The sequence below is a fragment of the Ruegeria sp. HKCCA4633 genome (assembly GCF_013034605.1).
Lineage (GTDB): Bacteria > Pseudomonadota > Alphaproteobacteria > Rhodobacterales > Rhodobacteraceae > Ruegeria.
This window is the reverse complement of record NZ_WQGJ01000015.1, coordinates 28929-52637: the sequence shown is the minus strand read 5'-3', so window position 1 is coordinate 52637 and position 23709 is coordinate 28929. Positions and strand designations below refer to the sequence as shown.

General features: G+C 52.8%; 26 protein-coding genes and 1 pseudogene. 14 read left to right on the top strand and 13 right to left on the bottom strand.

Annotated features, from left to right (window positions below; translation table 11 throughout):
- Window positions 1–2 precede the first annotated feature (2 nt).
- From GOV85_RS21035 to GOV85_RS21660, 5 genes and pseudogenes are all read left to right on the top strand, one after another.
- Window positions 3–290 carry a hypothetical protein gene (locus GOV85_RS21035; protein WP_171181884.1) on the top strand — a complete coding sequence of 96 codons (288 nt, stop codon included), beginning with the start codon at window positions 3–5 and terminating at the stop codon, window positions 288–290.
- Window positions 291–472: 182 nt separating this feature from the next.
- Window positions 473–871: a DUF4345 domain-containing protein gene (locus GOV85_RS21030; RefSeq protein ID WP_171181882.1), complete on the top strand. Its 399-nt coding sequence runs from the start codon at window positions 473–475 to the stop codon at window positions 869–871.
- Window positions 865–1722, top strand: a complete 858-nt coding sequence (locus GOV85_RS21025; protein WP_171181880.1) for a DUF302 domain-containing protein — start codon at window positions 865–867, stop codon at window positions 1720–1722. Before GOV85_RS21030 ends, GOV85_RS21025 begins: the two co-directional genes overlap by 7 nt.
- 117 nt (window positions 1723–1839) lie before the next feature.
- Window positions 1840–2084: pseudogene (locus tag GOV85_RS21020) on the top strand (YbaY family lipoprotein); the annotation flags it as partial.
- Window positions 2076–2627 carry an META domain-containing protein gene (locus GOV85_RS21660; RefSeq protein WP_371813625.1) on the top strand — a complete coding sequence of 184 codons (552 nt, stop codon included), beginning with the start codon at window positions 2076–2078 and terminating at the stop codon, window positions 2625–2627. The pseudogene GOV85_RS21020 and the gene GOV85_RS21660, both read left to right, overlap by 9 nt.
- Here GOV85_RS21660 and GOV85_RS21015 read toward each other — a convergent pair.
- Entirely contained in the window at window positions 2581–4542 is a 1962-nt protein-coding gene (locus tag GOV85_RS21015; RefSeq protein ID WP_171181878.1) for an amidohydrolase, read from the bottom strand. The genes GOV85_RS21660 and GOV85_RS21015 overlap by 47 nt on opposite strands.
- Before the next feature lie 363 nt (window positions 4543–4905).
- Here GOV85_RS21015 and GOV85_RS21010 point away from each other — a divergent pair, with 363 nt between their 5' ends.
- A complete protein-coding gene (locus tag GOV85_RS21010; protein WP_171181876.1) occupies window positions 4906–6246 on the top strand; it encodes a serine hydrolase in 1341 nt (446 codons plus the stop codon).
- 59 nt (window positions 6247–6305) lie between these two features.
- Here the strand turns inward: GOV85_RS21010 and GOV85_RS21005 are convergent, their stop codons facing one another.
- The 3 genes from GOV85_RS21005 to GOV85_RS20995 form a co-directional block, all read right to left on the bottom strand.
- The gene (locus GOV85_RS21005; RefSeq protein WP_245223071.1) at window positions 6306–7649 is read right to left on the bottom strand and encodes a phospholipase D family protein; all 1344 of its coding nucleotides are present in this window, start codon (window positions 7647–7649) and stop codon (window positions 6306–6308) included.
- Window positions 7650–8026: 377 nt separating this feature from the next.
- Window positions 8027–8431: a DUF4345 domain-containing protein gene (locus GOV85_RS21000; RefSeq protein ID WP_171181872.1), complete on the bottom strand. Its 405-nt coding sequence runs from the start codon at window positions 8429–8431 to the stop codon at window positions 8027–8029.
- Between the two features lie 28 nt (window positions 8432–8459).
- Entirely contained in the window at window positions 8460–9287 is an 828-nt protein-coding gene (locus tag GOV85_RS20995) for an NmrA family NAD(P)-binding protein (RefSeq protein ID WP_171181870.1), read from the bottom strand.
- Window positions 9288–9424: 137 nt separating this feature from the next.
- Between GOV85_RS20995 and GOV85_RS20990 the strand changes: the two genes are divergently transcribed.
- On the top strand, window positions 9425–10432 hold the full coding sequence (locus tag GOV85_RS20990; protein WP_170620607.1) for an AraC family transcriptional regulator: 1008 nt from the start codon (window positions 9425–9427) through the stop codon (window positions 10430–10432).
- Here the strand turns inward: GOV85_RS20990 and GOV85_RS20985 are convergent.
- Both GOV85_RS20985 and GOV85_RS20980 read right to left on the bottom strand, forming a co-directional pair.
- The gene (locus GOV85_RS20985) at window positions 10399–10884 is read right to left on the bottom strand and encodes a GNAT family N-acetyltransferase (protein ID WP_216598975.1); all 486 of its coding nucleotides are present in this window, start codon (window positions 10882–10884) and stop codon (window positions 10399–10401) included. The genes GOV85_RS20990 and GOV85_RS20985 overlap by 34 nt on opposite strands.
- Window positions 10885–10938: 54 nt before the next feature.
- Complete coding sequence (locus GOV85_RS20980) at window positions 10939–11613, bottom strand: class I SAM-dependent methyltransferase (protein ID WP_371813624.1); 675 nt, start codon at window positions 11611–11613, stop codon at window positions 10939–10941.
- A gap of 69 nt (window positions 11614–11682) precedes the next feature.
- On the opposite strand from GOV85_RS20980, the gene GOV85_RS20975 reads away from it, so the two are divergent.
- Window positions 11683–12582, top strand: a complete 900-nt coding sequence (locus GOV85_RS20975) for a LysR family transcriptional regulator (RefSeq protein ID WP_171181868.1) — start codon at window positions 11683–11685, stop codon at window positions 12580–12582.
- A gap of 160 nt (window positions 12583–12742) precedes the next feature.
- On the opposite strand, the gene GOV85_RS20970 is transcribed toward GOV85_RS20975, so the two are convergent.
- Window positions 12743–13642 (bottom strand): hypothetical protein, encoded by a 900-nt coding sequence (locus tag GOV85_RS20970; RefSeq protein WP_253282851.1) that lies wholly within the window; start codon window positions 13640–13642, stop codon window positions 12743–12745.
- A 138-nt stretch (window positions 13643–13780) separates the two neighbouring features.
- Complete coding sequence (locus GOV85_RS20965; protein ID WP_171181866.1) at window positions 13781–14302, bottom strand: glutathione peroxidase; 522 nt, start codon at window positions 14300–14302, stop codon at window positions 13781–13783.
- A 576-nt stretch (window positions 14303–14878) separates the two neighbouring features.
- On the opposite strand from GOV85_RS20965, the gene GOV85_RS20960 reads away from it, so the two are divergent.
- A complete protein-coding gene (locus GOV85_RS20960) occupies window positions 14879–15376 on the top strand; it encodes a lactoylglutathione lyase family protein (RefSeq protein WP_170412909.1) in 498 nt (165 codons plus the stop codon).
- Window positions 15377–15563: 187 nt separating this feature from the next.
- Here the strand turns inward: GOV85_RS20960 and GOV85_RS20955 are convergent, their stop codons facing one another.
- Entirely contained in the window at window positions 15564–15980 is a 417-nt protein-coding gene (locus GOV85_RS20955; RefSeq protein ID WP_170459097.1) for a helix-turn-helix domain-containing protein, read from the bottom strand.
- A gap of 72 nt (window positions 15981–16052) precedes the next feature.
- On the opposite strand from GOV85_RS20955, the gene GOV85_RS20950 reads away from it, so the two are divergent.
- The 3 genes from GOV85_RS20950 (at window position 16053) to GOV85_RS20940 (ending at window position 18936) form a co-directional block, all read left to right on the top strand.
- Window positions 16053–16688 (top strand): cation transporter, encoded by a 636-nt coding sequence (locus tag GOV85_RS20950; RefSeq protein WP_170459099.1) that lies wholly within the window; start codon window positions 16053–16055, stop codon window positions 16686–16688.
- Window positions 16689–17078: 390 nt separating this feature from the next.
- A complete protein-coding gene (rsgA, locus tag GOV85_RS20945; protein ID WP_171181864.1) occupies window positions 17079–18161 on the top strand; it encodes a ribosome small subunit-dependent GTPase A in 1083 nt (360 codons plus the stop codon).
- Window positions 18162–18165: 4 nt separating this feature from the next.
- Window positions 18166–18936, top strand: coding sequence for a VOC family protein (locus GOV85_RS20940; protein ID WP_254443008.1), 771 nt, complete (start codon window positions 18166–18168; stop codon window positions 18934–18936).
- A 214-nt stretch (window positions 18937–19150) separates the two neighbouring features.
- Here GOV85_RS20940 and mgrA read toward each other — a convergent pair whose 3' ends face one another.
- The 4 genes from mgrA to GOV85_RS20920 all read right to left on the bottom strand — a co-directional run bounded on the left by mgrA (window position 19151) and on the right by GOV85_RS20920 (window position 22295).
- Entirely contained in the window at window positions 19151–20182 is a 1032-nt protein-coding gene (mgrA, locus tag GOV85_RS20935) for an L-glyceraldehyde 3-phosphate reductase (RefSeq protein ID WP_371809127.1), read from the bottom strand.
- A 226-nt stretch (window positions 20183–20408) separates the two neighbouring features.
- A complete protein-coding gene (locus GOV85_RS20930) occupies window positions 20409–21470 on the bottom strand; it encodes a YeeE/YedE family protein (protein ID WP_171181858.1) in 1062 nt (353 codons plus the stop codon).
- A 41-nt stretch (window positions 21471–21511) separates the two neighbouring features.
- Window positions 21512–21820: a metalloregulator ArsR/SmtB family transcription factor gene (locus tag GOV85_RS20925; protein ID WP_170514663.1), complete on the bottom strand. Its 309-nt coding sequence runs from the start codon at window positions 21818–21820 to the stop codon at window positions 21512–21514.
- A gap of 100 nt (window positions 21821–21920) precedes the next feature.
- Window positions 21921–22295, bottom strand: coding sequence for a hypothetical protein (locus GOV85_RS20920; RefSeq protein ID WP_171181856.1), 375 nt, complete (start codon window positions 22293–22295; stop codon window positions 21921–21923).
- A gap of 80 nt (window positions 22296–22375) precedes the next feature.
- Here GOV85_RS20920 and GOV85_RS20915 point away from each other — a divergent pair, with 80 nt between their 5' ends.
- Complete coding sequence (locus GOV85_RS20915) at window positions 22376–23116, top strand: cytochrome c biogenesis CcdA family protein (protein ID WP_171181853.1); 741 nt, start codon at window positions 22376–22378, stop codon at window positions 23114–23116.
- Between the two features lie 14 nt (window positions 23117–23130).
- Complete coding sequence (locus GOV85_RS20910; protein ID WP_171181886.1) at window positions 23131–23709, top strand: thioredoxin family protein; 579 nt, start codon at window positions 23131–23133, stop codon at window positions 23707–23709.

Genomic DNA, 23709 nt, shown 5'->3' with positions numbered 1-23709 from the left:
AGATGGTGATGATTGCGGGCGCAACTTGTTTTGCACTGCTCGCGGCCTGCGACGACACGGGTACATCCAATGCGTCCGCCGAACTCACACCCGCTCAACAGGCGTGTTTGCGAGATGTGGCCAAGACAACGAACAATTCGCAAGTCGTTGTGCTCTCATCCGCGTTTAGCGAAGCTGGAACACAAGTTACTGTCGGTGTTGGTGAGGACCGTGCTCCTTGGAATTGCATTGCTTACACTGATGGCGCGACAGCTGGTATCGAGTTTCTGGGCGACGAAGGCGCACTGTGAGTAGTCTGTCGCGTAGCCGAAATCGGCTGCGCAGCACCGGCTTGCTCTTCAGAAAACTCGACTTGGCCTGTCGTATACGCCTTTCAGAGCGCAGCGTGGGCATCCGCCTCGGATCACCGGATGCCCAAAAAACCGATTAGGATTTGCGAAAAAAGCGAAACCTCTACGAGAAGGAGTCCCCCATGAGTGCTAGACTAGTCCTTCTGCTTGCTGCCGTCGGCCTCGTGCCAATTGCGTTATCATATGGCCTGATGCCCGGCAGTTCGATCCCAGTTTTGTTAGGATTTCCGGTGGAAGGGACGAACCAAACCCACGTGTTCCGAGCAATTATGGGTCTTTACCTGGCAAACGCGTTGTTTTGGTTGGCGGCCGCTTCGAAACCAGAATTACAACGTCCCGCGCTGTGGGTTCTTTTTTTATTTATGTCGGGACTGGCCGTTGGACGCATACTAAGCATTCTTATCGATGGAGTTCCGAACGAGCTACTTCTGTTTTACCTAGCGGCCGAGATAGCTTTTGCGGCTCTGGCCGCGGTTTCCCTGAAAAAAAGTACGATAAAAACGGAAGTGGTAAAATGGTGAGGTTAGGCTTTGTTTTCTCGATGATTGCGACTTTAACAGTTTCGACATTCGCTCTGGCACAATCGTCATCTGTCCAGACCGCGGTGGACGACAACCTCTTAGAGCTTGAGACTGCCGTTGACGAAGCGGGAGCTACTCCAATCGCATCGATAGATCATTCGCGTCTGGCCAAAGCCGAAGGCGTAGAAATGCCAGCGTCTCGTGTACTCATTTTCTCTGATCCGGAGATAAACACACCTGTACTGGAAGAGAACGTACGAGCAGGTCTGGACCTTCCGTTTCGCGTTCTTTCATTCGATCAGGATGGTCGCCCGCAGATCGTCTACACAGACTCTCAATTTCTAAAAGTTAGGCATGATCTGAATAACACCCAGGCGTTGAATTCGTTTCAGAGCAAGTTGCTCGAAGTTCTTAAGGACTTAGATGCAGCACCAGCGCCGACCAACGGATTGAATACTAACTATGGCATCATCGATCTGCGATCTCAGCTCAGCGTAACAGAGGCAGTGAAACGTCTCAGGGCGACTGTGATGGAGCAGAACGATACGGTCTGGTTTGGGGAGATTGATTTTGCGACCGAAGCGTCCCTACTAGGGGTGGAGCTGCCGGATACGGTTCTCTTGCTGTTCGGAGGCCCAGCGCCCGGTGGCGTAGCAATGGCGGGGTTTCCGGCAATTGGTTTGGATGCCTTTTGCCAAAAACTATTGGTTTACGCGCATGAAGAAGGTGGCTCGGTAGTCATTTTCAATGACATCGCCGCTTTGGCGGAGTTGCACTACGGTTCTTCAGCCGAACCTCATCACGGTTTGAACAAACGGCTGACCGCAACATTTCACACGGCAATTGAGTAGCCGCTGTTTGGAAAACGCAATAGATACCAATTATCGATTGGCCATCTTTTCGTCGTCCGCTTTGGGCTCGGAGCAGCTGTCCTGCTCTATATCGCTGCGTCCGGAGTCGCTGAGACAATGCATGTGAAAACCACTGTGACCTACCGGGAGCGGATCGCTCTTCCACCTAATGCCGTATTGGAAGTTGAACTCCTGGATACTTCGCGTGCAGATACACCTTCTGTTCGGCTGTCTTCCCAGAGGTTCAAACTTGCGGGTGTCCCCAGAACAGTTGAAATTGCCTTCGACACAGATCTCATCGATGAGCGCATACCTACACGGTGGCTGCCAGGATCATTTCCGACGATCACGTGATGTTTCGTTCAACGACAGCGACACCTGTACTCACCCGTGGCGCACCAAATTCTGCTGAACTCGTTTTAGAGATGATGCCAAGGAGAGCCGGGGGCAACGACCCAGAACAATCGATCTACGATACCGCTTGGGAAGTTTACGAGATCGCAGGGTGTATGCTCATTGCTGAGAACCCTCCTTCCTTGACAATTGATCAAGATGGCCAGTTTGGCCTGTACGGAGGACGTAACCGGTTTACAGGAACCCTTGACGCAGCCAAGGGTGAGTTCAGTATGCTGGGCAACTTCGCAGGAACAAAGATGGCGTGTCCTGAGGAGCGGGAAAAGCTTGAGCAGGATACGATCAAAGCCTTGTCCGCAGCAGTGGGCTACGTGACAAACGGAGCAAACTTGGCACTCAAGAACGCAGCGGGAGCGACGGTTCTGCGCCTGCGCAAAACGCCAGAATTGTCACCGCGCGTTTCGAAGCGAGTTGGTGCAATCATCCGACTTGTTCGAGCGACAATCAACGAGAACCAAAGGTCGAAATTCCGAGTGGATCAAAGACGTTAGGCTGTGTGGATTGCGAGTGATCGTGATAGTGGGCCTTACTGCGTGCGTGGCGTAGCGACGCCATCAGCACACGTTCCGGATTATAGATGAGCTGGCTTGCATCGGCTTCGTCATGTTCTCCATCTGCTGCGGGAGGAGCGGGCTGAAGACGGCCTTCAAGGACAGTACCCCACACTTTGATATCGGCCAGCGTCAAAGGATCTACAGTTAGCGGATTTTCTTCGAGGATTGTGAAGTTGGCCAGTTTGCCCGGCTCGATAGAACCGATTTCATCCTCCAGTTGCAGGGAATAGGCTGCGCCGATGGTAATACCTTTCAGGGCATATTCTGCACTGATGCGTTGGTCCGGACCAACGACACGACCACTTGTGGAAATCCGATTGACAGCAGCCCACATGTACTTCAGCGGCTCTGCGGGAGCCATCGGCATGTCCGAGTGCATCGAAAAGGGGATACCTGCTCGAACGGCATCGCCTAAAGGCACCATGCGCTCTGTGCGCTCGCTACCAACGCTGCCTGCGGCATACCGATCTGCGAGCGTCGGCGTGTAGACAGAATTACCACTGACAATGGCACCAAGACGTTTAATGCGTGCGATCTGATCTGGTTGAGCGTAGCCAAAGTGTACAACGACGGTGCGATGGTCATATCTCGGATTGCGTTGCATGGCGGCCTCAAGGGCATCAAGAAGAATGTCCAGACCGCCGTCTCCAAGATTATGAACATGGACCTGAAAGCCCGCGTCCCAATAAAGGTCGAACACCTGTTTGAAGAAATCGGGCGTCATGATCCATTGACCTTCATGCCCGTCCAAGTAGCCGTCGCGCATGATCATTAATTCACTGAAGATCGCTCCATCCAACAGCAGCTTGACCTGCTTGGGCAGGAACTGGGTTCGGCCTTCGCTCCACGCCAGCATGGCTTCGGTCTCGGTCAGTACTTTTTCGGGGCCCTCTGTGTTCAGAAACAAACCGCCAAGCGTCCGACCGTCCGGAATAAAATAAAAGTTGAACGGCGTGTCGTCTGGCCCGAACGATTTCGCTACAAGAGCTTGGGCGTTCTGATCAACAGGACCAGCAGGCTCTGCAAGGGTCGTAATCCCGCTGCGGTGATAGTAATCTTCTGTGAACTCTAGCGCCTCCATAACCCTGTCGATGGATGCATAGACCGGAGCAAATTTCTCAAAGAACACGTGCTCCCAGAAAGCAGCTTCAAGGAAGAGGCCTTTTTCCAGATTGGCTTGAGACCTAGCCAGTTCACTTGACCAGCTGGCAATGTATTCTTCCGTGATTTCAAGTTGTTCCAGGGCAACCGAGTTGAAGTACATCTCATGGGTGGAGCGTTGCCATACAGCCAGCGGAATGTCGGGGGCCAGTTCGTCCAAAATCGCACGACTCATGCTGCCGTGCCATGACGCATGATACCCCCAGACCATCAGCGGTCGCCCGCTGCTTGGATCATAAGTGTTGATTACCTCGGACAGACGTTGGCGAAACTCCTCCTCGCTATTGGCAAGAGGTGCAAATCCCGCTGGCGATTGCCAGTCCTCGATGGAAATGATGGCATCAGACATCATCGCAAGTGCGCCCAGAAGCGGGTGCAAATGCTGTTCAATGAACCCCGGCACAATAATCTTGTCTTCAAAGCTGCGGTCAATTGAATAGCTTCTATCGGGCAGGCGACCCTCGATTTCCTCCAGGGTTCCGACGTCAGTAATTCGACCGTTTCTGACCGCCACTGCCTCAGCCAGCGGGGCGTCCGGGTTCATGGTGAGAACTTCTCCACCGACGTAGACAGTTGTGCCGGGAAACTCAGGGAAACGCTCGAAAGCGTCTTGCAATGAGGGGGACTGTGCAGCGCTGTGAAGCGGCATGAATGCGAAAGCGAATACTGTGAGAGACTTAAAGAACTTCATTGATGCCTCCGAATGGGATTACGGACATGAATAAATTGCTTCGATCAGAGCAGGCTGGTCGGCGATGTGTCAACCTAAGTCGCCAGCCACTCAATACTGACTGAGCAACATAAACTTGAAAGCCACTTTCGTTGCCCGCCGTGGTCTCGTGGCAGACATTCGCCCAAATTCACGGAATGACTGCAATGCGAACAAAATGGATATTTCACCAGGTAAGGGCGAGCGGCAGTAATTCTCGAATTTCCTAGAGAACGGACTATGCTTTGACGAGTAAAAGTACGTTGTTCAGTTCTTCGAAAACCAGATTTCAACACGCTGGCCGCGGCCATACTTCAGTTGCAATTCATTTGGAGCGATACTGCCATGCCAAACACTTCGTTACTTTCAAAGTCCAATTTTCCAGTTTTTGCGCTTATTGGAGGTTTGATTATGCAAAGCCTTGGAACCTCTCCTGTACATGCTGAGGACGACCCATACGCGACGCCGCGAGAAGACTTTTCCATCCGTGACCTGAGGAATGGTTACTCAGCCAAGCAAGCCTACGACCTGAGCTCTGAATGGAATTTACAGAAGTTTCTCGACATCACCGAAGCCGGGGCGTTTTCGTACATGAACCTCGCCGAGTTCTTGCCGAGTTCTGTCATTCGTCGCGACGGGGCCGTCGCGATGCTTGCGACAAACTTTAACGATGCCATAGGAGCGACGAGCGTCCCAGGCGCTGACGGCAATGCTGTCTCGCTCGACGAGATGATTAATGCTGATGATTCCACAGTGCAGGGCGTTATGGTTCTTCACAACGGCGAAATCGCTTATGAGGCCTACCCAGGAATGCGTCGAACGGACAACCACGTCTGGATGTCCAATGCAAAAATCCTTTCGAGCTTGCTGATCGGTCAATTGGAAGATGAGGGTAAAATCGACGTTCAGAAAACGGTTGGCGATTATGTAGATGGCACCAAGGGAACAGCTTGGGAGAACATAAAGGTCATCGACGTCCTGAACATGCAGTCTGGTTTGGATTTGGAAGAGAACCCCCTCTCACGCAAAGGCGATACACCATATGGGCGCTTTGTCAGGGCTGAGGTTGGTGTTCCGAACGAAGAAGGCGTTCTGCAAACGCATAACGAAGCCCTGTTTGCTATACCCAAACTGCGGGAACCGGCTGAGGCTTTCGAATACTCCTCTGCAAACACACAAATGCTTGGTCTCGTCATTGAAGCCGTTACGAACCAGAGACTTGGTGAAGCGATCACGGAGCGGGTCTGGAGCAAAGCTGGAATGACTGGCGATGCCACCCTGGCGCTGTCACCTCAAGGAAACGGCATAATACACGGCCTGATCAGCAGCCGATTGATCGACATGGCAAAGATTGGTCTGCTCTACACGCCAAGCTGGGACAAGACAGCGTCAGACCGCATTGTATCTGAAAAGATGATCGACACGATCCAAACAGCGGGCGTTGCCGAAAACTACATGAAGGGAACACTCGGCCCACACCTTTCTGAAGCATTCCGTGAACAACCGATGGCAAACGCATACCAATGGGATGCCGTTTTTGCCGATGGCGATTTCTACAAAAGTGGAATGAATGGCCAAGGAATCTATGTCTCGCCAGGAAAGGACGCCGTTGTCGTTTGGTACGCAACTGGAGGCGCGAGTATCGATATGGAAGCCTACGCCAGGGCCATTGTGACTTCACTGTAGGTCAGATCACTCACTTGCGTCTCTGGCCGCAGGTCAATGAATTGTCGGTCATATGGTGACTAGAGCATCCATTCAATCGGCAGCCACCTGACCACGGCCGTAAGGGCACGCTGTAAACCGTTGGTTTCCGGGTCCACAGTGTGAATGGTGACTGTTCCATCCTGATCTTCTTGCCGCCAGATGATCTCGCCGCTGTCGTTAAGTTCGACGCGATAAGAAAACTCAGGCCGGTTCAATTGCTCCGCAAGCGACCCAGCAATCGTTGGGCTTTCGATCATAAGGCCCATTTCTGTATTCAGCCGCGCGGACCTGGGATCAAGGTTGTAAGAGCCTATGAAGATCCGTTCTCCATCCGATCCAAAGACTTTTGCGTGTAGACCGGAGGCCGATCCTGCCAGCATCTCGGGCAGGCTGCGCTCGCGATGTTCGCGCCGCAAAGCTCGAAGCTCAAGTAGTTCTACACCACTGTTGAGCAAGTCTTCCCTGTAACGCATATAGGCCGCATGAACGGGCATGACATCCGTGGCATCCAGTGAATTGGTTAAGACGCGGACCTTCACTCCGGACTTTGCCAACCCTTCCAGAACCTCCGCCCCTCGTTCCCCCGGAATGAAATACGCTGAAACAAGGTCTAGCGAGGTTTCAGAGGTTTTGGCAAACTCGATAAGTTGCTCGACAATCAGGTCTTCACTCTCGACTTCGCCCAACCCTTTTGACGGATCGTCGACAAAAAGTGTGACTTCACTCCATTCGAACTTCAGATCATGTGCCGCTATCCGGTCGGCCAGTTCATTATCCTGAATTGCCCTTTGATAGCCTGCGCCAACCGCAGTCTGGCGCGCGGTGTCTGCCTTTGCTTTAAGGCTTTTTTCCGCCAAAGTTTCCAAAAAGAGCCCAGCGTCGTACGCGGAGGCACTATTCCAATATGCGTCGAATGATTGCGACACCTCATCTACAATCGGGCCGATGGCTATCGCATCTACATCCAGGTAGTGCGTTCCCACCCCGTAGTCGAAATAGATGTCACCGATGTTGCGTCCCCCAACTATCGTGGCGACCCCGTCCACAGTCATTGATTTATTGTGCATCCGCCGGTTCAGGCGTCCAAAGTCAAATGCATAGGACAGAAGTTTTGGGTTCCTCAAAGTGAACGGATTGAAAATGCGTACATTTGCATGCGGCAGAGCGTTCAGTTCGGCGAGCAAATCATCCAATCCGGAGATACCGTTATCATCGACCAGCAATCTGACGCGCACACCACGCTCTGCTGCTGCCCTAAGCTCTTCAAGAAGCATTAGGCCGGTAACGTCATCTTGCCAGATGTAGTACTGAGCATCGATTGAGGATGTCGCTTCTCGGGCGAGGATCGCCCGGGCCGCAAAGGCTGCGCGTCCATTTCCCAAAGGCCTTACACCGTCGAGCCCAGGGTTACGTTCAAGTGCGTTTTTTATTGTTGCACCTAATGGCCCGTCCCAATCAGCATCTTTCTTAAACGTTGGCTCAGAAAAATTTTCACTAGGAAGCGGAAAAGTCCACCTTAACCCGACTATGGCCACTGCCATCATCGCCACCAAAATCAAACATATTCTGATTAGCCGCATTCAGGGTTCCATAAATGGCGCTTCGGATTATCCTTGCAGCTGAGATTGGCCTATCTACAGATTGTTTTTCAAGAGTTTGGGTCAGAGCAACCGACTGAGCACCAAAGTTTGTTCGCTTTGGGCTCAAGGCAGACGTTCGCTCAATTCCGCTCAATGACTGCAATGCGGACAAAGCCGTCTCAGGCCGGCGCTGCAGATTTCGCATTTCCACCGACAACCCACAAACACAACACCGCAAGCAAAACCTCAATCGCAAATGCGGCAAGAATGTTTTCGGATGGCCAACCATCGAGGACGAAACTGATTGTCCTGCCCACGGCGAAAGCTGAGAAAACCGTAGCCCCAAGCAAGGCTGAGGCCTGGATCAACTTTTGGTAAAATGCTCCGCACAAAATGATCAGGCCAAGTACCGCGAGATTGGCAGCAGGTGCACGCAACTCGCTCATCAGGTTTGGCTGCGGCGAGAGTACGATGCCGTAGTTGGCGTAGAAAGACTGTGGGTCCAGTGTGATGGCCAGACCTATGGCGAATGCCGTTAAACCGGACATGCCCAAGATAAGTCTGGGTTTAAGTTCAAGTTTCATGATTGTCTCCAATGTCCTTTGGCCTGGCTCAAGCGGGTCTGGTCCACGCGCCAGACATTTCAGCTTTGTTTGCGAAGTCGGCGAAGTCGCGTGGCGCGCGTCCAAGCGCACGCTGGACCCCGTCCGCGAGGTTCGCATTGCGCCCGTCCAGCGTTTCACGCGCGATGTCCGTAATCACATCAGCAATCATCTCGCCATTCGCGTGCGCGATTTCCGCGTGGAAGTCTTCGAATGAAATGGGCAGGTATTGCACAGTCTTGCCTATTGCGCGCGAAAGCTCTGCAGCCATGTCGGCAAACGTCATGAGACGTGGTCCCGTGACTTCGTACAGTTCGCCGTCGTGTCCTTCTTCTGTCAAAGCAGCTACGGCAACATCGGCGATGTCGTCCACGTCGATGATTGGTTCGCGTACATCGCCGGCGGGCATTGGTAAGACACCTGCCATGACCGGACCAAGCAATGCCCCTTCAGAGAAGTTTTGGGCAAACCATGCTGCACGAACGATAGTGAACGGAACTCCGGAATTGCGTACGACTGCTTCCGCTCGTTGCGCATGAAACTCGCCACGCCCGGTTAGCAGCACAAAACGCCGTAATCCCTTTTCACGAGCCAATGCTGTGAAGGCTTCGACTTGCTCAACCGCACCTGGAAAAGCGATGTCAGGAAAGTAAGAAATATAGGCAGACGAGACGCCTTCCAGGATTGCGGGCCAGGTCTGCGGTTGTTCCCAGTCAAATGGCGTTTCACTGCTCCGCGATGCGCGCCGGACTGTCTGCCCTTTTTCTTCCAGACGTGTCGCGATCCGCGATCCGGTTTTGCCTGTTGCGCCAAGTACAAGAATGGTTTGCTGTGTCATTGGTCATCTCCATGAGTTCAGTTGATGACCCGAAATTAGACAGTCAATAGAGATGTTCTATTCTTCAGAATCCGATATTCTTATTCGATCGTCCAAATTCGATAGACGAAGAGCTAAATTTCAGCCAAGGTCCCCACATGAACAAGGTTGAACCGCATGTCCCTGACCCAGATGCACTGGCACAGCCGATCGGCGATCCGCTGGGGGAAATCCTCCATTTGCTGAAATTGACAGGTACATTCTATTGCCAGTCCCGCATGACTGCACCATGGGGCGTATCGATACCGGGATTTCCCGGCGTACTGAGTTTTGCGGTCATCACACACGGGCGGTGCTTGATGAAGGTCGGTGACGATGACCCGTTCGAGGTCGAAAAAGGCGATCTGGTCTTGATGACCAACGGAGCTCCGGTCGGTTTCTTTAGCTCAGATGACACGCCGCTTTTGACGCTGGAGGAGTTGCCCATTCGCAAGGTAACCGAGCTTTATGAAACACTGGAATACGGCGGCGGCGGCGCGGAGACGGGCATCATGTACGGCTTGGTCCGAATAGATCACGCCGCCAGTGATATGTTGATGCGTTTGCTTCCGGATGTACTCAAAATCGACCCGTGGGAGGAGGACGCCGGAAGCTGGTTACAGGCAACTTTGCAATTCATCGCAAAAGAGGCGCGGGAATTGAGACCGGGCGGCGAAACCGTGATCACGCGACTGGCCGATGTGGTTGTCATTGAGGCCATTCGTCGTTGGCTGAACAGCGCACCCGATGCAGATCGAGGCTGGTTAAAAGCTGCGCGAGACCCGCAGATCGGGCGCACGATAGTCGCGATTCACCGTGCGCCTGCTGCGGGTTGGACAGTCGAGTCTCTCGCGGAGGTTGCTGGTATGTCCAGATCCGCTTTCGCGGCACGGTTTACTGAGTTGGTAGGCGTTCCAGCAATCCAGTATCTTGCAACGTGGCGTATGCACCTTGCCAGCGAAAGGTTGGTGTCCACCGATCAACCAATCTCGCAGATTGCCGCTGACATCGGATACTTGTCAGAGCCTGCGTTCAACAAAGCCTTTAAACGGGTATTTGGCGCACCACCGGGAAAAATCAGAAAGAACGGAGTTCATTCCGTATCCAGGCGAAACTTGAGAAACTGAGCATCTTCGTATTCGATCTCGCCGATGTGTTTGGCACCGAGTTTCCGGAGCGCACCCAGATTTTTTCTACTTGGTGGCAGCAGAAACGTGACAAAGGGGATACGTTTGTCAGCAATCGCAAAGTCGATTGCCATTTTGGAAATCCGTTTCCCAAGGCCAAAGGCGTCGGGCCGCAAAACCAACCCAAAATCCCATTCGTCATCTTCTTTTTGAAAGCCCCCCCAACCAACATACCGACCGCCTGACAAAAATGCCCAATGTCCAAGACCGTCCCGTGCCCAGTAGCCTTCCTTCTTGGCGATAAACTCTCTTGCGACGTCAACATTCCATTTGAACGTCAAAAGCGGCATATGCTCTGCTACCCGGGGGTCGGACATATGAACCGCAATGTCATTCGGATCGATTTCCGAAAGGCGTGCAAATGAAATCCCATCTTTTATCATTATACTCATTTGATGGCCCGAGCTGTCCCTTGCATGCAAAGTAATTATGGCGCGAATACTGTTTCACAGCTTTCTCGCGACAATGTACCGGCTCGGCAATAACCCGGCTTGATCCGCTGTCTCGACGATATCGAAGCCCGCAAGTTCAATGGCGAGCTGGAGTTCAGCTACGGATACAAAATTTACGAACGGAGCTTTCCCGAGCACCTGCATAATCGGGATCGCTATTCGGCTGATTATGCCATATTTGAACCCTCCACTCTCTGGAGCGCAAACGGTCTTGGAAATGAATACCCCACCGGGTTTTGTAAGGGTCGCAATGTGTTCGAGTGCATGGCCCATATCGGGCACAAGGTGCAGTAGATTATGTGCGAGGACAGCGTCGTAAGAACCGTCGTTAGGATCGTGCTGCAGAACCTCGGCCACTTTGAACGTTACATTCTCCAGCTCTTCTTCAGCGAGTTTTTCGTTGGCGATTTCGATCATCCCCGGTGCGAGATCGGTGGCAGTGACTTGAGCCACATGTGGTGCCAGTAGCAACGCGGTTGACCCCGTCCCACACCCGATTTCCAGCACGCTGTCTTCGGCTTTCAGGTAGGACTTTGTACGTTCGAGCGTGTTCAGATACCCTTCCATATTTCGGATAGGATCAGCCGCATATTTGCGCGAAATCTTGCTCCAAAATGCGGCATCTTTGGATAATGTAGCCATATCGTTTCTCTTTTCCTTTGGCGTCACCGCAGCCAATATCTTAAAACGCCAATTTATTAAATTGCCAGATATTGCAGAACTGTTATGCATTAATGCATGAATTGGAAGGCAATCAATTTCGATTGGAACCAGGCTCGGTCTTTTCTTGCAACGGCAGAAGAAGGCTCGTTTTCCGCCGCGGCGCGCGTGCTTGAGCAGACCCAGCCAACCGTGGGTCGTCAGGTCGCCGCGCTGGAACAGGTGCTAGGCGTCACCTTGTTTGAAAGGGTTGGCAAGTCGCTTAATCTGACAACAGCCGGTGCTGAGCTTTTGGTGCATGTCAGTGAAATGGCAAATGTCGCTAACAGAATTTCTCTGACCGCAACAAGCCAGTCACAAGCAGTTGAAGGGCAAGTCAGGATCACTGCGTCCGACGTGATGTCAGCCTATCAGCTACCGCCTATTCTCAAACAGATCAGGCTCGCGGCACCGCGGCTTGAGATCGACGTTGTCGCAGCAAATGACATACGAGACATACAGCGGCGCGAGGCAGATATCGCAATTCGGCATGTGCGCCCGACACAGCCGGATCTGATTGCAAAGCTCGTGGCAGAAGCGACGGCACATTTTTACGCTGCCCCTTCATACCTCGAACAGGTTGGGCGACCACGAAATGAAGACGAACTTGCTAAGTTGGATTTCGTCGGCTTTGGCGATGTTGACACGATGATTGGATTTCTCAATCCGGCTGACATCGAAGTAACCCGCAAGAATTTTCGGATTGGATCGCAGAGCGGGATAGTGTCATGGGAGCTTGTGCGCCAAGGCTTCGGCATTAGTGTTATGTCAGACGATGTGGCGGCCCTTACACCCGGTGTGGAGCGTGTTCTGCCCGAACGCGAACCATTCAAATTTCCTATCTGGTTGGCCACACACTCTGAGTTACAAACAGCGCGAAGGATCAGGTTGGTTTTTGATCAGCTTGCAGACCATCTCGGCTCGCGGACAAATTATTGAACGTGCGTTGGTCTGGTGTCGTGAACCGGAGTCTGCTTCGGGCTCAGAGCAGCCATTCGCTATGTTCCGTCTAACTGACCTCTTTGCGGACAAAGCAGTGGTTCAACTCAGACGCGAGAAAACCTCCCCACACATATGGCAAACTGGCTCGATGCCGTGATCAGAACCTGACCCTAAACGCCAGCCCAACCAATGGTGCAGTGTCATACCTTTGCCGACTGATTTCTACTCCGTTCGCATCATCTAAAGTCAGGCGGCCATCAAATTCTGCGCCCGCAAACACGCTCATTGAAACCCCAGGATTCGGATTGTACCCAAGAGAAAGAACTACAGGGATACTCTTATCTTCACCCACCCCATCCGGGGCGAGGCCATCCCCATCTAACCTGAAACGAATTCTCTCTGAGCGTGCGGTCAACGAAAGGTCGATAGCCTCATTTAGAGCGTAGCTCAGCGACAACCCGGGGCCTTGCGTTGCTCCGACACCAGAGCCAGTGTTCAAATTCCAGCGGTCATTTATGTCCCAGTCGATAAGCAGAGCCGGAAAAAAATCAGTACCGCTTTCGTCAAATTCAGAAAACGCGCCAAAGGCCGGACCTATCGTTAGGCGCTCGTTCAGTTGCCATGCAATACCTGCAAAAACACCGTAGGTTCTACCGTCAGATGAGGAGGCCCCGCTTTGGTAGTCCCACCTAATCTGTGGCGAAACAAAAACCGTTGTTGTATCCCCCACACGAAACCGGACAGGAACAGCTACGCGAAGGTCCCGGATGTTTTCCCAAGGCTGGTTGTTAGATTGGCTGAAATTATAATCCAGCTTGCCAAAGCTGGTGGAAAGCCCAACGCTGCTTCCGCCTTCTAGATTGTAAAGTGCGGTAGCACGTAGAAACGCTCGACTTGCAGAGAACTTCCCACCGCCACTCAAATCCGCATCCCCTTGAAACGCGGCAAGCCCATCAACCTGATACGCCCATCCTAACCGAGGCTGGGCAGCCGACGGAAACGCAGTGAACCCAAGAAAAACAAATCCAAAGCAGCACGTTAGAAGAAGATTTTTCATCTGACATTTTCCACGTGAGATTGGTTTCCTTTTGGGATGCCATTGCTGGACGAGCGGTTCAAGTCCTATACCCGCACAATCATCTGAGTGCTTGCGTTTTGTGATGAATGGGTAGAGTGATCCGGCTGGAGCGGTTTTTCATGGCAGGAGTTCCTCGATCTTGTTCGTAATGGACGCCGAAAGCGGATCAACGGTCGACCTGTAGGTTTCTGCGACTGTGCCATCGGGACCGATCAAGACCTTGTTGAAATTCCACCTTGGCACGAATCCTTCCTCCTCTTTCAAGGACCGGAAGAAAGGGTGAGCGTCAGGGCCGGTCACGTGTGTTATCACGCCCATCGGCAAATCGATTCCGTATTGCAGTTCGCAGAAATCGCGCACTTCGTCGTTGGTGGCCAGTTCTTGCTTGAAGTCATCCGAAGGGACCGCGACAACAACCAATCCGCGGTTGCGATACCGATCATAAAGGTCTTGAAGCCCCCGGTATTGACGGGTGAACGCGCATTGGGATGCCGTATTGACAACTAGAACCGGTTGACCGTTCCAATCTGACAAAGACAAGGTTCCCCCGTCAATCGAGTCAAACTTCGCGTCAAGTTCAAGGGCGCGCACTTGTTCGCCTAGCAATAGCAAGCCGCAAAGCACAATTATCCGTAACATTCCACACCTCCATTTTCATAGTTGGATACGGAAGAACAATGCGGACGGATTTCATTTTGTGGACATAGCGCGCGGGCCGCGTGCAACTGCCGGCGGTCGCAACTCAGAGATAGAAAATTGGGGAAGTTCGAAAGCTCAATTCAGGCCCATTTTCAAAAATTATCTTGTTCCTCAGTGGCAACGTCAAAATGGCTTTACCCGAATATATTTGAAATCGATCGTCGCTGGGACGCAGAAAATCATACCAGAACTAGTAATGCACTCAGCACTTTGAGAAGCGCAATACTGTAATTTGAACCTCTGTACTTTGAACTTCCGCGCTACGACGGGCTTTAGACGCAATAAAGAAGAAGACGTTTTCTGCAGGCTAAACAACGCCTGCATTGCTGACGTGGTCGCTTTCAATACCGGGCAGATATCTACCCGTGGATCAACGCTGAAGGGTCAATCAATTTGCTGGCAGCAGCTGTGAATTCGGCAATCACAATTTGACTTTTCCTTTGTTAGGCAGACTTCTACTTGCAGATCATTTTATTGAAACTGAACCTTGGTCCAAAACAGTTGAAAGGAACTACAATGTCGCACACACCTCGATCCTTTTCTCACATAGGGCTTTCTGTGCCAGACGTTGATGAAGCCGTAAAATTTTATTCTGAGGTATTTGGCTTCTACGTCATCATGCCGCCGACAGACGTTCTCGAGGATGATAGCGATATTGGTGTAATGTGCACGGATGTCTTTGGACCAGAATGGAAAAAACTGCGCATAGCTCACATGGCGACTGCGGATCGTGTTGGGATTGAGATTTTCGAGTTCGACGGGAATTATGCGCCTGAAAACAACATGGACTACCGGCGCAATGGGACATTTCACTTTTGCATCCAAGATCCCGACGTGGAAGGTCTGGTGGAAAAAATCGTAGCGGCAGGGGGAAAGCAGCGGATGCCCATTCGTTACTATTATCCGGGCGATAAACCTTACCGGATGGTCTATGTTGAAGATCCATTCGGTATTGTGTTCGAACTATACAGCCATTCCTATGAATTGACGTATTCGTCCGGCGCTTACAATTGAGAAACAATTCAATTTGAAGGCTGCTTTGGCTCCAAATAACCGTTCTCTGCGTTGCAGCGCCTCTCAAGTTTTTGAGCGACTGCTTTGAGGTCTGAGCGATCGCTAGTTTCAATTCGCTTCAACGACCGCTTTGCGGACTTAGCTGCCGTTAACTTTTAGCGGTCAAATGTCCGCTTCCCTCGGTGTTCTAGTGGTCTCTGTCGCACAAGCCGTGGTCGGCCAACGATGCTAATACGTAGCAGTCTTCGGAAACGCCTTTACCATTGCAGCCCTTCGATATCCGGTTGAGTTCCTTTTCAAGTGTTCGGAGGCGTTTGATCTTGGTGCGGACCTCTTCAAGTTGAGATGTTGCGATATCCGTCGCAGCCTCGCACGACCGGTCGGGGTGCTCCTGCAATTCGATCAGCGAAGAAATTGCTTCAATTGAAAACCCAAGATCACGCGCATGGCGGATGAAGCTCAGCCGCTCTAACCCAGCTTGGTCGTATCGTCTTTGGTTGCCTGACGTGCGCTCTGCCTCGGGCAGTAGTCCCATTTCCTCGTAATACCGGATGGTCGGAACTTTGACCTTTGTGCGCTTAGAAAGCTCGCCAATGGAAAACATGAAGAAACCTCTTGAACCTCTAGTCGCTAGAGACATTACATCATGAACAACCAAAGATGAAAGAGGATTCCCATGGCTGGTTGCTGCGGACATGACGCCAAGTTTGACGGTGTTTCAGATGACTACAAAAGACGGCTTTGGATCGTGATCGCGCTCAACGCGACGATGTTCTTTGTCGAGATGACAGCGGGTCATTTGGCCAAATCCCAAGCGCTGCAGGCAGACGCACTCGACTTCGCAGGCGATGCGCTCACCTACGGCATTTCGCTTGCTGTTATCGGGGCCTCTCTCCGCGCAAGAACGAATGCAGCACTGTTCAAAGGCATCAGCCTTCTGATGATGGGCCTTTGGGTGTTCGGATCGACTGTCTATCGCGTCTTCTTTGTGGGCGTTCCAACTGCAGAGATAATGGGGGGCGTCGGCTTTCTCGCGTTGCTTACCAATCTAGCAAGCGTCTTGCTTTTGGTCCGCTACAAAGATGGTGATGCCAATGTTCGGTCGGTTTGGCTGTGTTCGCGCAATGACGCGATTGGGAACGTGGCAGTGATGTTTGCAGCACTTGGTGTCTGGGGCACGTCAACAGGTTGGCCTGATCTTGTCGTGGCAACCGTCATGGCCGGGCTCTTTCTGTCGTCTGCCTTCCAAATTGTGCGCCAAGCCTTGGCTGAGCGCCGGGAAATGACCGACCATAAGCACGCGGAAGCATGATGCTGCCGACCAAGCGCAAAAACAGACCTTCGCCATAGCGCGGCTTCTTGGGGGGTATAGGCTCGAAGTAGTTATTCGTGAAATGACTGCTCAGCGGACAAAGCTGACATAGTCTTTTTCCTGTTGAATTGCTGCTACGGTAACTGAAGAAGAGTTCCAAATCAGCCGTCAACTGTTGTGTTGTGCACGCGTTCATCCTATGTGCACATAATCTGAAATGGAGATTTCATGTCCCGGTAAGGAAGGGAGGCAGCGCGCCTCCCGGAGCACATTCAACATCTGAAGAAACACCGTCACATTATGGCCGACGGTGAGTTTTGATGTGCAAACTTTTTTCTCACCAACAGCGCCCAGATCAGACTTGGGCCAGAGACATGAAAGTGACACCCTATGATAAGGGATTACTCAGACTTCCTTCCGCTTCGCGCACGCAACGCCGGAAGACACTCCGACTTCAACCCTCTTCAGGCATTGGGATGGCAACCGTTTTTCGCCCAGCAGATCAGCGTAGAAGATTTGTCGGTGACACCGCCCGTTCGAATTGTCGAAGTGCATCGCAATGGCCTGCACGCCCTCGGTGACGGCATCGATACGATACTTCCTCCCAGAGCCGATGTAACTGTAGGGGACTGGCTGATGCTGGATCCTTTGCGCCCGCGATCCAGTCGGGTTCTAGAGCGCACGAGCCTCATCAAACGGCGTGCGCCCGGAACCGACCGGCAGGAACAACTGATCGCGGCGAACATTGATACCGCCTTTATCGTCACGTCCTGCAATCAGGATTTCAAAGTGGCCCGGCTGGAACGCTATGCAGCTCTCACTTTTGAGGCAGGGATCACGCCTGTCATCGTCGTCACAAAGACCGACCTCCTGACGGACTCGCAAAGCTACATCGACACGGCCCGCACGGTGTCGGACATGATCGATGTGGTCGCACTTGACGCCCGCGGAGACGCGCCCCGGACAAAACTGACTTCTTGGTGCAGGCCCGGCAAGACGGTGGCGTTTCTCGGCTCATCTGGCGTTGGGAAATCGACGTTAGCCAATGCATTGCTCCAGAGCCAATCCATCGAGACCCAATCTATTCGCGAGGACGACGCCAAGGGGCGGCATACGACAACGCGGCGCGAGCTCCATGCAATGCCCAATGGATGTCTGATACTGGACACCCCGGGTATGCGGGAATTGCAGCTCACCGATGCAGCTGACGGCATTGATGATCTCTTTGCCGACATTCAGGAGTTGGCCGTGCGGTGTCGATTCAGGGACTGCCAGCACGAATCCGAGCCGGGATGCGCTGTTCTGAAGGCTATCGATGAGGGTGCTCTTGATGGCGGTCGTCTTAGCAGATGGCGCAAGCTCATGGCCGAAGACGCCTTCAATTCCGCGAGTCTTGCGGAACGAAGGTCGCGCGACAAGGCGTTCGGGAAGATGGTCCGCGGTGTCAAAAAGCTCAAAGATGTCAGGAAGTAAGACGATGACACAGTCGAAAGCAGGTCAATTCGTATGGCATGACCTTTTCACATCGGACAGGGCGTGTTCGATGGCATTCTACCAGCACGTCGCCAACTGGACGTATGAAGTCGAGCGGGCATCGGATTTTGCATGGGGTGGCGGCGAGCAGGATTTCGTCCTTGCCCTTTCCGGTGACGAAGCGGGTGCGGGATTGATTGAGACGCCCCTGGAGCAGGAAAATGGCTGGATCTCTTACATCGAAGTTCCCGATGTGGACATAGCGATCAACCGCGTCGGTACACTCGGAGGTAAGATCGTTCGGGAGCCATTCGAGGTGCCGGGTGTCGGTCGCAATGCGCTCGTCCGCGATCCGCTCGGTGCTCTAGTGGAGATTTCTTTGTCTCGGCACACTTTCCCCGTACCGCAAAGGCAGTTCGGCCCTGAAGTGTATGTCAGCAACGGGAATGACTTTCCGCAAGCGTTCTACATCGAACTCTTCGGATGGCAGGTTTCTCCCCAGCGGGGCAAGGATTGCGTCACCCTCCTTGAGCCTCAGGGCCAACTTGTTGCAATCCAGCATGCCGCGACTTGGTCAACTGCCTCAAACGCATCTTGGGTTCCTTGCATCAAGGTTGCTTCAGTCTCCGATGCCTCCCGTGCTGCCGAAACCAAAGGGGCGCGTCTGGCTTCTGTGAATGATAATGAAACCGTTCAAGCCGATAGCCCCATCCTGTGTGATCCAAACGGTGCGCCGTTTGCTCTCGGCGTTAAGCAGACAACGAATCTCTATTAGCTTGCCAAATTCTTCACAGGAATTGCAGAGCGGACATTTGCCCGCTCTGCAGCATCCGTGACTCAGGGCTCAAAGCGGACCTTCGATGCGGCTGTCGCAGATGGCCGCTTTGGGCCGATCGCTCTTGATAGTTGTTTGGGTAAACTGAAGAAGTTGGACCCGCCGTTAGTCTAAAGCTCTGTAGGCCGTGGCATTGCGTACGTTCTAAGGACGATCATTCTGTTTCTGAAGACCGCGCCCACAAATTGATATCTTCTTCCGAACTGATTTCATCGATCTTTTTCAACTCGTCAGCGCTGAAGTCGAGATTATCAACAACGCCTGCGCAATCTACGATTTGTTCCGGGCGGGACGCACCAATAAGGGCGGTCGTCACGCGCCCACTTCTGAGCACCCAGGCCAGGGCCATTTGCGCCAGGGTCTGCCCGCGTGCCAAAGCCATTTCGTTCAGAGCACGGACACTTGCCAGAGACCGCTCGTTGATCATTCCATCAAGCAGTGACTTTCCTTGTGTAGCACGGCTGCCATCCGGAATATCGCGTAGGTATTTTGACGTTAGAATGCCTTGTGCCAGTGGCGTGAAAGCAATCGATCCCACCCCAAGATCGTCCAGAGTATCGAGTAAACCGTCACGCTCCACCCAACGGTTGAGCAGATTGTAAGAAGGTTGGTGAATCAGACAAGGTGTCCCAAGGTCGTTGAGAATTTTTACCGCCTCGCGCGTGCGTTGGGAGTTGTAGCTCGAGATACCTGCGTACAGCGCGCGACCCGACCGTACGATATGATCCAACGCGCCCATCGTCTCTTCGAGCGGGGTGTCAGGGTCAAAGCGGTGGGAATAAAAGATGTCGACGTAATCAAGCCCCATGCGCGCGAGTGATTGGTCACAGGACGCGATCATGTACTTGCGCGACCCCCATTCTCCGTAGGGTCCCGGCCACATGTCGTAGCCGGCTTTGGAGGAAATGATCAGCTCATCCCTGTAACCCGCGAAATCCGTTTTGAGGATCTCGCCAAATGCCTCTTCGGCTGAACCGGGTGGTGGACCGTAGTTGTTCGCCAGATCAAAGTGCGTGATCCCATGATCAAACGCGGTCCGACACATGGCGCGCTTGATTTCGTGTGTGGAGTCTGCGCCAAAATTATGCCAAAGGCCCAGGCTGACAATAGGAAGCTTCACACCAGACCGCCCACATCGCCGATACACCATCCGCTCATAGCGGTTCGGCTCCGGGGTGTAAGGAATGGGTTTTGGTTTTGGCGGTCGTTGAGCTTTGGTCATGCGCACATAATCAATGGATTGTTGAGCCTGTCAAACGGATCACCTCCTGCAATATCGACGTGAGTTTCCAGCCGTCCTGGTGGATAGCCTTGGCTGACCGACTATGTGCCTTCAAAGGTGATCGGATTCTGAACGATAGAGAACCGCCGAAACCGTCCTCCAAACGTGAATTCTGATTTGAACTGTGAATTCAACGCTCGGTTATGAAGGACAGTCCAGACACGAGTTGTTTCAAGCCAAGCGCCGCACCGGCGAAGATGGCAGCGAATGTTACAGGCGCGCTGTAAGCCAAAAGTGAGAAGGCAGATATACCTTGTCCGACGCTGCAACCGACCGCGATGATCGCGCCTGGCCCCATAATCGCCGCGCCGAGCATCTGGCGCTTGAGTTCACGTGGATCCTCGCATGCTTCCCATCGGAAATGACCTTTGGACCAGGACCCCAAAAATGCACCAATGAGAACGCCGGAGACTGATCCGACCGCAAAGGACAAAGTGTTTCCGGAGGCTGTCATAAGGTAGAATATTGTGTCGCCAAGGGGCGCAGCGAAGGTGTGGGTTTGAACTGGCTCACCATCGAAACCATGCGTCGCAACCCAATTCGTGCCGAGCCACCCAGATACGATCGCCAGCCCAACCACAGATCCCCAAAACACCTGTGCGGGATTGCGGCGGAAGCGCTGGTTTGCCAAGGCGAAAATCATCAACGCAACGCCAATGACCACGCCAATGAGCCAAGCTGGGATAGAGGTCAGTTGTTCGGCAAGGAAGCTAATGCTCTGGGGGCCTTCAAGATCCATTTCCTCGGGGAAGACCCAAACGCGCAAATATGCAAGGGGCCCGGACATGACAACGTAAGCAGACAGACCCATAATCAAAACGATGACGAATGATCGAAGGTCGCCGCCTCCAAGCCTTGCCAGCGCGCCATAGCCACAGTTTCCGCTGATGGCCATTCCGTAACCGAACATGAGACCACCCACGATCGACCCAAGTGGGTTCCAGGTCTGTGCAAGATACCTTGTTCCAACAGGGTCCAGCCACCCTAAAGCCATGGCTGAGTGGCTGCCGACAATTGCTACGCCGATCGCAATTGCCCACATGCGCAGCCGCCGGTCATCATCTGCGTAAAGGTAGTCCTCGATTGCACCCAACGTGCAAAAACGGCCAATGCGTGCGGCCAAGCCCAACACAATACCACCGATCAAACCGATCAGGGCGACGGTGTTGGCGTCTCCCAATGCTTCAAACATTGCCAGTCTCCTCCCAAAGCTGGCGGGTATTTTGGCGGCTTCTACTTCTCCCTGCAGAATAGATCGTAAACGACTTCCAGGATCTGTGTCGATCGATCATCCGCCAATCTGTAGTAGATCGTTTTCCCCTCGCGTCGTGTTTTGACCAAGCCCTCAAAGCGTAAGCGAGAAAGTTGCTGAGAAACGGCGGCCTGGCGTGCCGAGAGCATTTCTTCCATCTGCGTGACAGATTTTTCACCCGAGGACAGGTAGCATAAGATCATAAGGCGCCCTTCATGGCTAATTGCCTTGAGGAAACTCGACGCCGTCTGAGCATTCTCCATCATTCTGTCCAGGTCTTCTGCGCACATGTCCTTTGTGAACACTGGCAGTTTCGATGGTTTGTCCAACAAGATTGCCTCGCTTTCTTGGCTTCACGCATTCATAACAGTTTATGTAATGCGCCGCAGATTATCCAGAGGTCTCAATCGATATCCCCGCGTCACGCAGCAAAACGCCCAGCAACCCCCAGAAAAAATCTTCGCCGGGATAGCCTTCGATCCGGCCGACCTCTTGGCCATTGTCCAGCAGAACAAAGGTTGGCGAGTAGTAGAGAGGGCGCTCCAATGCGACGCCGTCAGGCATAGCCGCGTGGAGATCGATGCGCTGAAGTGGAGCGGCATGTCCTTCTGGTGTCTTGGGGTAAATCTCCGAGATTTCGGCGTCCCAACGTGCGCACCACATACACCCATCTTCCTCGGCCATCAAAAGCGTTATTTCTGCCCGTAAAACCACAGGAGAAACAAGCAACGTGATTGCAAGCAAAAGCAGAAGTAGGTGACGCATCTCAAGCTCCGATTGACCGCAGCGACATATTTTTATTATTTTGAATGTGTGAATGATAGCGTGCCAGGACAGATTTGACCATGCTCGACATTACATTTGCAGGAGCTTTGGTCGCAGGACTGTTGTCTTTCCTGTCGCCCTGCATCCTACCTATCGTGCCGTTTTATCTTAGCTATCTGGCCGGCGTCGGGATTGATCAGATATCTGCGGGTTCTACAATTCCCAGCGGCGTTCGTCGCAAGGCAACGCTTTCTGCGATAGCATTTGCAGCCGGGATCATTACGATCTTCATGGCGCTGGGTGCGACGGCTTCGATATTCGGGCAATTGGTACGAGAGTATTTTGACATCCTGCGTTGGATCGCCGCGGCCATCATCATTGTGATGGGCATGCATTTCTTGGGGATTATCCGCATCGGCTTCCTTTATCGCCAATTTCGAGCGGATGTTGGTGATACATCAAATGTAAGCCTTGTTGGGGCATATGTTCTTGGATTGGCGTTTGCTTTTGGCTGGACACCCTGTGTTGGGCCGGTGCTCGCCGCGATCCTGTTTACAGCGGCCGGAACCGAAACGGCCTGGCGTGGAGCGGTGCTTTTATTCGTCTACGGGGTTGGAATGACCGCACCGTTTGTTCTGGCAGCCTTCCTGGTCCGCCCCTTCATGCAATGGATGGCACGGTTCAGAAAGCACTTGCCCCTCATCGAAAAGGCAATGGGTGGCTTTCTGGTGCTCTTCGGCATCCTCATCGCAACCAACTCCATCAATCACGTCGCACAATGGATGCTCGACCATATGCCTTGGCTGGCAGCCATTGGTTAATTCGGGAGGAAGACATGAAACGAGTTTTGTCAGTATTGATCGCTTGTCTGATCGGCGGGGCAGTTTTCGCCGCTGAACTGGGCGACGACGGTTTGCATAAAACGCCGTGGATGCGCGACACGTTCAAAGACCTTCGTGAGGATCTTGAAGAGGCGTCAAGCGAAGACAAGCGGTTGGTTTTATTCATTGAGCAACAAGGCTGCATCTATTGCAAGAAAATGCATGAAGAAGTGTTCCCCCAGCCTGACCTTGCAGCGTTCATCGAAGAGAATTTCTTTGTCGTCCAACTGGATTTGCATGGCAGCACCGCAGCCATCGACTTTGACGGGGAAGAAAATGAGCAAAGAGCGCTGATGCGAAAATGGGGGATTCTGTTCACCCCGACGCTCGTATTTCTGCCGGAAGAGGTGCCAGAAGACGCTACAGCCATCGATGCTGCGGTCGCTGTTATGCCCGGAGCGTTCTCAAAGGGAACAACCTTAGACCTTTTCACCTGGGTCGAGGAAAAACGATATGAGCTTGATAATGGTGAAGATTTCCAACGTTATCATGCGCGGCGCATTCAAGAGCGAAACAATGTTTCTCAGGATTGA